This window comes from Deltaproteobacteria bacterium GWA2_45_12, from assembly GCA_001797365.1.
In the GTDB taxonomy this organism is placed as follows: domain Bacteria; phylum UBA10199; class UBA10199; order UBA10199; family UBA10199; genus UBA10199.
In genome coordinates this window covers 20453-30680 of record MGPH01000007.1, presented here as the reverse complement: position 1 = coordinate 30680, position 10228 = coordinate 20453, and the positions used below count along the sequence as shown (strand labels likewise).

The 10228-nt window shown below is 44.0% G+C and carries 10 protein-coding genes and 1 pseudogene (1 of these 11 only partly in view); 10 read left to right on the top strand and 1 reads right to left on the bottom strand.

The genetic code is table 11. From position 1 onward, the window contains the following. The 8 genes and pseudogenes from A2048_02035 to A2048_02000 all read left to right on the top strand — a co-directional run. A pseudogene (locus A2048_02035) lies at positions 1–874 on the top strand (hypothetical protein) (it extends 350 nt beyond the left edge of the window). Next, the gene (locus A2048_02030) at positions 875–1552 is read left to right on the top strand and encodes a hypothetical protein (protein ID OGP10706.1); all 678 of its coding nucleotides are present in this window, start codon (positions 875–877) and stop codon (positions 1550–1552) included. Next, positions 1527–3821: an outer membrane protein assembly factor BamA gene (locus tag A2048_02025; GenBank protein ID OGP10705.1), complete on the top strand. Its 2295-nt coding sequence runs from the start codon at positions 1527–1529 to the stop codon at positions 3819–3821. Before A2048_02030 ends, A2048_02025 begins: the two co-directional genes overlap by 26 nt. 112 nt (positions 3822–3933) lie before the next feature. Further along, positions 3934–4452: a hypothetical protein gene (locus tag A2048_02020; GenBank protein OGP10704.1), complete on the top strand. Its 519-nt coding sequence runs from the start codon at positions 3934–3936 to the stop codon at positions 4450–4452. Between the two features lie 18 nt (positions 4453–4470). Continuing rightward, positions 4471–5133, top strand: coding sequence for a hypothetical protein (locus A2048_02015; GenBank protein OGP10703.1), 663 nt, complete (start codon positions 4471–4473; stop codon positions 5131–5133). Next, on the top strand, positions 5121–5981 hold the full coding sequence (locus tag A2048_02010) for a YicC family protein (protein OGP10702.1): 861 nt from the start codon (positions 5121–5123) through the stop codon (positions 5979–5981). The genes A2048_02015 and A2048_02010 overlap by 13 nt, the downstream gene beginning before the upstream one ends. Before the next feature lie 64 nt (positions 5982–6045). Then, on the top strand, positions 6046–6612 hold the full coding sequence (locus tag A2048_02005; GenBank protein ID OGP10701.1) for a guanylate kinase: 567 nt from the start codon (positions 6046–6048) through the stop codon (positions 6610–6612). Next, on the top strand, positions 6613–8763 hold the full coding sequence (locus A2048_02000) for a GTP pyrophosphokinase (GenBank protein OGP10700.1): 2151 nt from the start codon (positions 6613–6615) through the stop codon (positions 8761–8763). It abuts the gene before it with no gap. Positions 8764–8831: 68 nt separating this feature from the next. Here A2048_02000 and A2048_01995 read toward each other — a convergent pair whose 3' ends face one another. Further along, positions 8832–9050: a 50S ribosomal protein L28 gene (locus A2048_01995; GenBank protein ID OGP10699.1), complete on the bottom strand. Its 219-nt coding sequence runs from the start codon at positions 9048–9050 to the stop codon at positions 8832–8834. A gap of 36 nt (positions 9051–9086) precedes the next feature. On the opposite strand from A2048_01995, the gene A2048_01990 reads away from it, so the two are divergent. After that, a complete protein-coding gene (locus A2048_01990) occupies positions 9087–9500 on the top strand; it encodes a hypothetical protein (GenBank protein OGP10698.1) in 414 nt (137 codons plus the stop codon). 14 nt (positions 9501–9514) lie between these two features. After that, entirely contained in the window at positions 9515–10111 is a 597-nt protein-coding gene (locus A2048_01985; protein OGP10697.1) for a hypothetical protein, read from the top strand. Positions 10112–10228 lie beyond the last annotated feature (117 nt).

Here is a 10228-nt window from a genome sequence, read left to right as displayed (position 1 = left end):
AGGTGTTGATGTCGGACAAATTGAAAAAGTTTATCCGTTAAAATTTAGCTGGATCAAAAAAGATTTTTCTTCATTGCGGGATCTTTTGCGGGCACAACCTGAGTCCTCAAAAATTCCCGTATTGGTTGGGAGCCAGTTGTTTAGCGATCTTAAAGACAAGAATGTTTTATCTGTTTATCTGGGAGACAATCAGCAGATCTCAACGAGTCATTTTGACATTGTGGGTACTTTCCAAGCAGGTTTGTATGAGTTTGATTCCCAGTTTGTTCTTGTGGCCCGGGACAAATTGAATCATTTGATGGGCAAGCCTGATATGTGGGATGGCCTGGAGCTGCGCCTTGAAGACGCCTTCCAGGCCGACGAAGTGGCCTCTCAAATCATGGGCGCATGGCCTGACTCTGTTTCTGTGATGACCTGGAAGGAGCTGAACGCTCCTCTTTTTGAAGCCCTTGTTTTGGAAAAAAGAGTTTTTACATTTTTGATGTTTCTGTTGTTCATGATTGGCGCTGTCACTTTAAGTGGGGTGATCATGATGCTTGTGCTTCATAAAAACAGGGAAGCCTCCATCCTGAAAGCTTTGGGAGTCGCTAATAAGGATCTGGGCAAAATTTATTTTTTGAGTGGTTTTTTGTGGGGGGCACGCAGTGTAGGCATTGGTTGTGCTTTGGCCCTCCTTTTGGTAGGAAGCCTCAAAAAATGGAACTGGATTTCCCTGGATCCCCAGATTTATTTTGTTTCAAGTTTGCCTGTGAGTTTATCTGTCTGGTTGTGGGCGGGTGTCGTGGGAGGAGCTTTGGTCATTTGCTTTTGTGTGGCTTATTTAGCCACGCGCTATATGACAAAAACATCGTCTCTCAGACACAGTTTTGAATAAGTGGCTTATTTAAAAATTGAAAATCTTGAAAAAACTTTTGAATCGCAGGGTGTTTTTACGCCCGTTTTGCGGGGAGTGAGTTTTGAAATTGCCAAGGGAGAAAAGATTTGTATTTGGGGGGCTTCAGGAGCGGGCAAATCAACCTTGCTCCATATTTTAGGGGCCCTTGATCGCCCCACCAAGGGTCGTATTTTTTTTAACAATGAAAATATTTTTTCCTTAAATGAAAAACAACTGGCTCATTTTAGAAACCACAAGCTTGGTTTTATTTTCCAGTTTCATCATTTGCTTCCTGATTTTACAGCCCTTGAAAATGTGATGATGCCTCTTTTGATACGGGGAACCTCCAAAAAGGAATCGCAACAAAGAGCCTCAAGCTGGCTTGGTAAAGTCGGTTTGAACAAGAGGGAAGGGCACTGGCCTTCACAGCTTTCGGGGGGCGAGCAGGCCAGGGTGGCCTTGGCGCGCGCCGTGGTGGGAGAGCCGGAGCTTGTTTTAGCCGACGAACCCACAGGCAACCTTGATGAACAAAATGGCGCCAAAATTTTCGATTTACTTTTGTCGCTTAATGAGGAATTAAAGACAACCCTTGTTGTGGTCACTCATAACGAGCATTTATCAAAAAAACTGGAAAGGAAAGTTCACCTGGTCGATGGAAAAATTCAGGAAATATTCTAGCATTCTTCTTTTTTTCTTTGTTTTTCAGTTTTTCGCGCCTTTTTCTTTTTCAGCCGAAAAAATTGTAAATATCGATTTTGCGGGTCTTCTTGTCACCAGCGAAACCGTGACCAGGGGTTTGTTGCAATCTATTGAGGGGTCCCTTTATTCTCCGGGGGCTATCGAAAAAGATCTTAAAGCCCTTTACAAGTCCGGTTTGTTTGAAGACGTCTATGTCGATCGTCAATCGGTAGCGGGCGGAGTAAAGCTTGTTTTTCATGTCAAAGAAAAAGCCACAGTCGGGTTAATCACCTTCAAGGGAAATAAAAAGATAAAGGATAAGGACATAGAAGAAGCCATGACGGTACGACGCTCCGGTTTTCTTGAAGAAAAGAAGATTGCCGAGTCCAAGGCAGCCATCCGGAAATTGTATGAGGAAAAAGGTTATTATGCCGTGGACATAAGAACTGAAATTGTTCCCTACAACACCGAAACCAACGAACTGGAAATCATTTTTACCATCAAGGAAAACAGGGCTGTTTACATCAAGCGAATCAGCTTTGTGGGCAATCATTATTTTTCTGACAAAAAGCTGGCCTCCCACATGAAAACCAAGGTGAAGGGGATGCTTTCGTTCTTAAGCAGTTCCGGCAAAATAAAAGACGAAAAGATGCGTCTTGATATTGAATTGCTGCAGCAGTTTTATATGACCAATGGTTTTATCAAGGCAAAAATCAAGGACCCCCACGTGTCCATGTCCAAGGACAAACAATCCATTTATGTCACCATTCCTGTTTATGAGGGCCCTCGTTACAAAGTGGCATCCGTAGATGTTGAAGGCGACATTCTGACAAGCAAGCAAGAACTTCTCGAAAAAATAAAATTAAAAACCGGGGAATACTATAACGGCATGCTGGCCCATCAAGACCAGGAACTTTTCACGCGCATTATGCAGGATCAGGCCTATTTTTACGCCAATGTGTACCCTTCCATCACCACCGATGACGAGGCTAAAACAGCCAATGTGGTCTATGTCATTCAAAAAGGTCGAAAGGTGAGTGTTGAAAAAATTGATATCGAGGGAAACACCATTACACGCAACAAGGTTATTCGTCGTGAAATACAAGTTGTTGAAGGGGCACCTTACAATCAGACTGCCATTGAACTTTCCAAGAGGCGCTTGGCCCAGCTTGGTTTTTTTGAAACGGTTGATTTTGCTTTTCCCAGAGGATCTTCCGACGACAAAATTAATATCGTTGTCACGGTAAAAGAAAAACCCACGGGCAGTGTCAGTGTGGGGGCCGGTTTTTCTTCCCTGGAAAGTTTTGTTTTTAACGGGTCCATTCAAAAGAATAATTTTTTCGGGCTGGGAATTAGTGGTGGGGCCTCGGCCAATGTCTCAAAATTGCGTCAGGAATTTTCATTTAAGGCAAGCGACCGCTACTTCATGGATACCAAGTGGATCGTTTCCATGAATATTTCGCGCTATGCCTCGGCGCTTAATTCTGATTTTGATGAGCAGTCTTTTGGAGGTTCTTTGACCATTGGCAGGGAACTTATTCCGTTTCTGGATGTTTCCCTGGGTTATAATATTCAGGATGTTTCCATAAACAATTTTTCATCCCAGGTTCCGGCCTTTTTCAGGTCTACGGCTTCGGGGCTTACCTCAAGTGGTCTTTCAAGCATTTCTCTTGATAAACGTGATAATCGTGTCACCACAACCAAAGGAACATTCAATTCACTCAGCAGTGAATACGCCGGCCATGGCCTGGGGGGCGACAATGATTTTTGGCGCATGTATGCCGATTCGCGACTATTTTATCCCGTGCTCAAAAAGACCGTCTTGAAAGTGAGAGGGGTTTTTGCCTACATCAATTCACTCAGTGACGATTCTATCCCGTTGTTTGAACGGTTTTTTCTTGGGGGCATTAACACCCTAAGAGGTTTTGATCTTAACAGTATCGGGCCGGAGCTGCGTATCCCCAGCTCTGTTGCGGGGGGAGATGGCAAATTTACCTATGGTGGAAACCGCATGATCTTTTTTAATACAGAATATGAAGTGCCCATTTACGACCCAGCGGGTTTTAGGGGGGTGCTCTTTGTGGATGGGGGGCAGGCTTACGGAGAAACGGAAAGTGTCGATTTAAGCCGTCTTCGTTACAACTATGGTTTTGGTTTGAGATGGAACTCTCCCTTTGGTCCATTACGTTTTGAATGGGGTTTCCCCATTGCCAGGCGTAATGGGGAATCTTTTAGCGTATTCAACTTTTCGATCGGACAATCGTTTTAATCATCTTTGGTAGGGAAAAGAAGAATTCCCGACTTTTCTTGAAAAGATTCGGCTTGATTTGAAGGAACAGTTATTTTATCGAGTAATACTTAAACTTTTTGAAAGGAAAAAAATGACAAACAAGATGCTTCGTTATGGACTCATTTTGGTAATTTTTATCTTAGCTTCGCAATCGGCTTTTGCCCAAGAGAAAATAGCAACGGTTAATTTGCAGAAAGCCCTGAACATGGTTGAAGAAGGGAAAAAAACCATGGAAGGCATCAAAAACGATGCCGCTGCCAAACAAAAACAGCTTGAATCCATGAAGGCTGAACTTAAAACGATGCGGGACGATGTTGAAAAACAAAAAATGGTTTTATCCAAGGAAGTGCTTCAGCAAAAAATGAATGAAATTCAGGCCAAATTTTTGGAACTTCAACAAAAGGCTTCCCAATTTGACCAAGATCTCAAAAAACGTGAGGGTGAGGGAATTCAAAAAATCATCGTTGCTTTAAAGCCAGTGGCTATCCAGGTGGCTCAACAAGAAAAATGCACGATGCTTTATGAGAATTCGGCGGAAACCATTCTTTTTGCAGCCAATTCCATTGATATTACCGATAAAGTGATTCAAGCCTACAACCGTAGAAAATAAAGGCCAACCAAAAATAACATGCCCATTCATCCCGAACTTGTGCAAAACTTGGTTTGTCCCCAATGCAAGGGGGGGCTGCACTATACGCGGGAAGAGGTTTTGTTGTGTGTGGTTTGCCGTTTATGTTACCCACTTGTTGACGGCGTTCCCCAGCTTTTGATGAGTGAGGCCATGCCGCTTGGTCCTGAGGGGCAAATTATCCCCCGGGAAGAAATTGCCACTTTTGTGGTTGAATCCGGCCCCGAAGAAGGTCAGGCTTTTACCCTAGAGAAGGGGACCTGTAAAGCCATAGGACGACATATAGATGATGCTTTCAAAACGCAGATTTTCAATACCGATTTTACCATGAGCTTGGATGACCATACCCAAAAGCTTATTGGCAATTATTTTTCAAAACATCTTTCCAAAAAGAAAAAAACACCGTCCAAGTTTTCTGAACTTGGCTCCTTTCGCCGCACGCCCGATCTTATTTTAACCGATCCCGGCATCAGTCGTCTCCATGCCATGGTTTTTTATGATGAGGAAAATGTGGGTATTGTTGATTTGGTCAGCCGTAATGGGACATTTGTCAATGGGCGAGAAGTAGAAACGCTTCTTCTTAAAGCGGGAGATAGCATCCAGATGGGGCTAACAAAATTGTGCTTGTTTTTGAAGGCCAAGGAGGAAACATGCAATCCATGACAGGGATGGGACGGGCTCGGGGAAAAGTGGGAACGAGCTACATTACCATTGAGCTTAAATCGGTGAATCATCGCTATTGTGAAGTGCACAGCCGATTATTGCCACGTTTCCAGGGTTTGGAAATCTCCATCACACAGGCGATCAAAAAGAGGCTTTCGAGAGGAAAAGTGGATGTCACTATTTTAGAAGAGCGAAGCGATCTTTTCCCATCGGCTAATCTGGTTTCGATCAAAAAATATTATGATTTCTTAAAACAGGTCAAAAAACATCTTAAGCTGTCAGAAGAAATTACATTGGCTCATATTCAGCATGGTTCTTCATTTTGGTTAAGCCGTGATCACGACACAAAAGCCGATGAACCAAAAATCCTGATGCTTCTTTCAAAAGCCTTGGACGAACTTGTGGCGATGCGTAAAAAAGAAGGGGATGAATTGGCCCGTCAGCTTGAAAAACGAAAGAAGAACATGGAAGCTCTTGTTGAAAAGGTAGCCACCCAAAGGGAAAATGTAAAACTCGAACTCCAGGAACGTCTAACAAAACGGATTCAAAAATACATGCAAGGTTTGGAAATTGACCAGGCAAGGTTGTCTAATGAAATTGTTTTTTATGTGGACCGCACCGATATTTCAGAAGAAATTGAGCGGCTTCATAGTCATTTTAAACAGGCCGGCGACCTTTTTAAGAGCAAGGAACCCTGTGGTCGTCCCCTTGATTTTTTAGTTCAGGAAATGTTCCGTGAATGGAATACCATTGGTTCCAAATGCCAGGATACGGTAGTGGCTTTTGAGGTTGTTACGGCCAAAACAGAATTAGAAAAAATTCGCGAACAGATTCAAAATATTGAATGATTGAATGATCGTACGGGCGAACCTTGCCTGCCCGCCTCAGGAGGGTGTTCGCCCTACAAACCACATGTCTTCCAATCCATTATTCATCGTCCTTTCAGGTTCTTCCGGTTCAGGGAAAACAACCCTTTCCCGTTTGTTGGCCCAAAGACTCAGGCTTTATTTCGGAATTTCCCATACAACCCGTAAGAAAAGATTGAATGAAACAGAGGGTGTTGACTATTATTTTGTGACCCCAAAAGAGTTTGAAAACATGGTCCATAGAGGCGAGTTTTTGGAATGGGCTACGGTTTATGATCATTGTTACGGCACTTCAAAAATCCCCATCGAAGCCTGCCTTGAAAAAGGGCAGGGCGTTGTTGTCGATGTTGACCCCGTGGGGGCATTAAATATCAAAAAAGCTTATCCGGGCGCCTTGCTTGTCTTTATTAAAGCCCCATCGGAGGAAGTTTTACAGAAACGTCTGGCCCATCGTGGGACGGAATCTGAAGAAGAAAAAGCCAAACGGCTGGCCCAGGTCAAGGTGGAAGAAAAATACGAGAAGCATTACGACCATGTTTTGGTGAACAATGACCTCCAAGCCACTTACGAAGAACTTGAAAAGATCATCAAACTGCATCATCATGAGTTATAAATGCTCCAATGCGATGACATTATTCAGAAAATCAAGGCCTATAATCCCCATGCCAATACAAGCCTTATCACCAAGGCTTATGAGTTTTGCAAAAAAGCTCACGAAGGCCAAATGCGGTTGTCCGGTCAGCCCTTTTTCATCCATCCCCTTGAAGTAGCCAATACCTTGGCTGAAATGCAGTTGGATATTGATTCCATTGCCGCAGGCATTTTGCATGACACCATTGAAGACACCCAAGCCACCAAAGAACAAATAAAAGCCCTTTTTGGGAATAATATTGCCGAGCTTGTGGATGGTGTGACTAAACTTTCAAAGCTGCAATTCAACACAAAAGAGGAACGTCAGGCCGAAAATTTCAGGAAAATGATTCTGGCCATGTCCAAGGATATCCGGGTCATCATCATCAAGCTGGCCGACCGGCTTCATAATTTGCGAACCCTTCAATTCATGCCCGAGGAAAAGCAGATGTCCATTGCCCAGGAAACCATGGATATCTATGCCCCACTGGCCAACAGGTTTGGTATCCAATGGATGAAGGTGCAACTTGAAGATTTAAGCTTTCGGTTTTTAAACACGGAAACCTATAAGCAGATCGAAAAGAAGATGGAACGGTTGAAGGCCAACCGCGAAGAATACATTGAAAGGGTCTCCAAGACCGTCAACGATTGCCTTAAATACAATATCAAGGATTACAATATTTCAGGACGGATGAAACATATCTACAGCGTGTACCGCAAGATGGAACGGCAGAATATCAGCTTTGATCAGGTGCACGATCTGATTGCCTTCCGCATTTTAACAAATTCCCTTGAAGAGTGTTACGAAGCCCTTGGACTTATCCATAGTTTATGGAAACCTGTCCCCGGCCGCTTCAAAGATTATATCGCCATGCCCAAGGCCAATAATTATCAATCGCTGCACACGACTGTCATCTGCCTTGAAGGGGAACGGGTTGAATTCCAGATTCGCACCTACAAAATGCATGAAATTGCCGATAAGGGGATTGCCGCCCACTGGAAATACAAGGAAAACGGACAGCTTGATATCAGTACCGAAGCCACTTTTCAGTGGTTGCGCGAGCTTCTCGAATGGCAGAAGGAAGTCAAAGATTCCTACGAATTCATGGACACGGTGAAGCAGGATCTTTTTGCCAGTGAGATTTATGTTTTTACCCCCAAGGGGGATGTGCGGGCACTCCCTTATGGCTCGAGCCCGATTGACTTTGCCTATGCCATTCATAGCGATGTGGGAAACCATTGCGCCGGGGCACGCATCAATCAAAAACTGGTTCCGCTCAATTACAAATTAAAAAACGGGGATGAAGTTGAAATTATCACCAGCGCTCATCGTTTTCCCTCCAAAGACTGGTTGAACATGGTGACCTCTTCGCGCGCGCGGGCCCGTATTCGCCAGTATCTCAAGGTAGAACAAAGTAAAAAGAGTTTCACCATCGGAAAGAGCATTTTTGAGGATGAATGTTCCAAACATCATCTGGTTCCCGCCGATATTTTAAAAAGCCCGGCCTTAAACGATTATCTTGTGCGCAAAGGGGTGATGCCCAATGAAGAAAGTTTTTACTCGGCCGTTGGCTACGGAAAAATTTCGGTGCCTGTGATGTTGGGGCATATCAACCCCGAACAATCAAAGGAATCTCCCGCGGAGGAAGAGGGTCTTATTCGGCGTATTTTCAAAAAAGTTTCAAAGCAGACAAAGAATCTGGTTTTGGTGGGGGGGCTTGATGAAGTCTTGGTGACTTTTGGGAAATGCTGTTTGCCCATTCCGGGGGATTCCATTGTGGGTTTCATTACCCGGGGAAGAGGGGTGACGGTCCATCGTGTTGAATGTCCCAAGGGCCATTCGATTGATCCGGAACGAAGAGTGAGTGCCTCATGGAATAAAAATGTCGAGCAAGACCGTGTGGTCAAATTAAAAATTGCCTGTCTGAATCGTACGGGGATGCTGGCAGCCGTGGCCCAGGCTATTTCAGAAAAAAAAATCAATATTACAAAAGCAGTAGTTCAAACCACCCGTGATGAAAAAGCTTTGATCTATTTAAACGTCACTTTAAAGCACATCAAAGAACTGCATGCCTTGATGAAGGCGGTACAAAAATTGAAAGGGATTATTTCGATCGAGCGTGAAATGGGATAGAGGAGCCGGGTCCCTGGGGTGGCTGAGCGGAGTCGAAGGGCGGTCCCTGAGCGGAGTCGAAGGGATGATTACGCTGCCTTTTTGGCAGGGGCTCGGTGAATAGCTTTAATGGCCAGCCCAGAGCGAATACAACGGGTACAGGCCCGAACGCGCTTTACGGTGGCACCCAACATCACTTTGACGGTTTTTAAATTAGGAAACGATCTCTTTACCGTTTTATTGTTGGCATGGGAAACATTGTTTCCCATCAACGGTGTTTTGTTGCAGTAATAACATGCGCGCGCCATAGAAGCCTCCGTAAGTTTAAGGAAGCGAGTTTATATATGCTTCGACTTTTGAATGCAACCAAAAAATCGCGTAAATCCGACCATTTAAGGCTAGGAGAGGAAGGGGAGAAAATAGCCAAAAACTTTCTTTATTCAAAGGGGTATCAAATCATTGAACAAAATTACGGGGGGAAGGGTGGGGAGGTTGATCTTATTGCCATCAAAGGCCGCGAGCTTCATTTTATTGAGGTGAAATCAAGACGCTCGACTCAGGCAGGTTCTCCTGAGGAAGCGGTACACTACCATAAAAGGCGCCTCTTATCCCGTCAGGCTGTTCGCTATGCCATGACCCACGAAGAATACGAAAACTATGAAAAGCTTTTTTCTGTGGTGAGTATTTCCTGGATTGATGGAAAGCCTTCCATCGAATTTTTTCCAAATGCTTTTGAGTTGGAAGGTGATTATTACTAGTGTAAGGTTTTTTTATGGATCCATTCATTCTTCACGGACTTAATCTTGATTTGGTGCCTTTACAACCCTGTCATATCGACACATTTCTAACTTGGTATTACGATTTTCGATACAGGGCTTTTTTCAGGGATAATTCTGGTTATCCTTTTTCAAAACAAAAACCGGAAGAGTTTGAAAATTTCATTCGAAATAGCCCCACGCATTATGTCGTGAGTATTTTAAAAGAAACGCGGGAGCCGGTAGCGCTTTTGAGCCATGGTGTGTTGCGGGCCCGTTCCGGTGTCTTTCGGTGGGGGTATATGGTGGACGGGTCGCATGCGGGCAAAAGGCATGCCTTGGAGTCGGCCGTGCTTCATGCAATTGTTCTTTTTGAATTACTTCATTGTCAAAAGCTGGTGGCTGAAATCATCAAAGGAGATGTCCGTGTTGCAAAACTGGCACGCATTGCCGGGTTTCAAAAAGAAGCCCTTTTAAAAAATGAAACTCAAGTGGACGGCAAATTGATTGATGAGTATCGTTATGCCTTGTTTAGAAATGTGTTCCATAAGAAATATAAAAAAGAAATAGCCCAAATCAAAAAAGCCAACCCGCATATTTTTGCCCCTGTGTAGAGCGATTCAGGGGTCGCCCCTACCAGTCACCACGTGTAGGGGCGGTTCGCGAACCGCCCTTACAATTCTAAAAAAATAATATTTTGTTCTTGATGCGTATTTAAAGCCTTCCCCAAT

Excerpts from the sequence above, each read along its gene's own strand:
- A2048_01990 (OGP10698.1), top strand. The coding sequence starts at position 9,087 with ATGCTTCGACTTTTGAATGCAACCAAAAAATCGCGTAAATCCGACCAT.
- A2048_02015 (OGP10703.1), top strand. The coding sequence starts at position 4,471 with ATGCCCATTCATCCCGAACTTGTGCAAAACTTGGTTTGTCCCCAATGC.
- A2048_01985 (OGP10697.1), top strand. The coding sequence starts at position 9,515 with ATGGATCCATTCATTCTTCACGGACTTAATCTTGATTTGGTGCCTTTA.
- A2048_02025 (OGP10705.1), top strand. The coding sequence starts at position 1,527 with ATGGAAAAATTCAGGAAATATTCTAGCATTCTTCTTTTTTTCTTTGTT.
- A2048_02000 (OGP10700.1), top strand. The coding sequence starts at position 6,613 with ATGCTCCAATGCGATGACATTATTCAGAAAATCAAGGCCTATAATCCC.
- A2048_01995 (OGP10699.1), bottom strand. The coding sequence starts at position 9,050 with ATGGCGCGCGCATGTTATTACTGCAACAAAACACCGTTGATGGGAAAC.
- A2048_02010 (OGP10702.1), top strand. The coding sequence starts at position 5,121 with ATGCAATCCATGACAGGGATGGGACGGGCTCGGGGAAAAGTGGGAACG.
- A2048_02020 (OGP10704.1), top strand. The coding sequence starts at position 3,934 with ATGACAAACAAGATGCTTCGTTATGGACTCATTTTGGTAATTTTTATC.
- A2048_02005 (OGP10701.1), top strand. The coding sequence starts at position 6,046 with ATGTCTTCCAATCCATTATTCATCGTCCTTTCAGGTTCTTCCGGTTCA.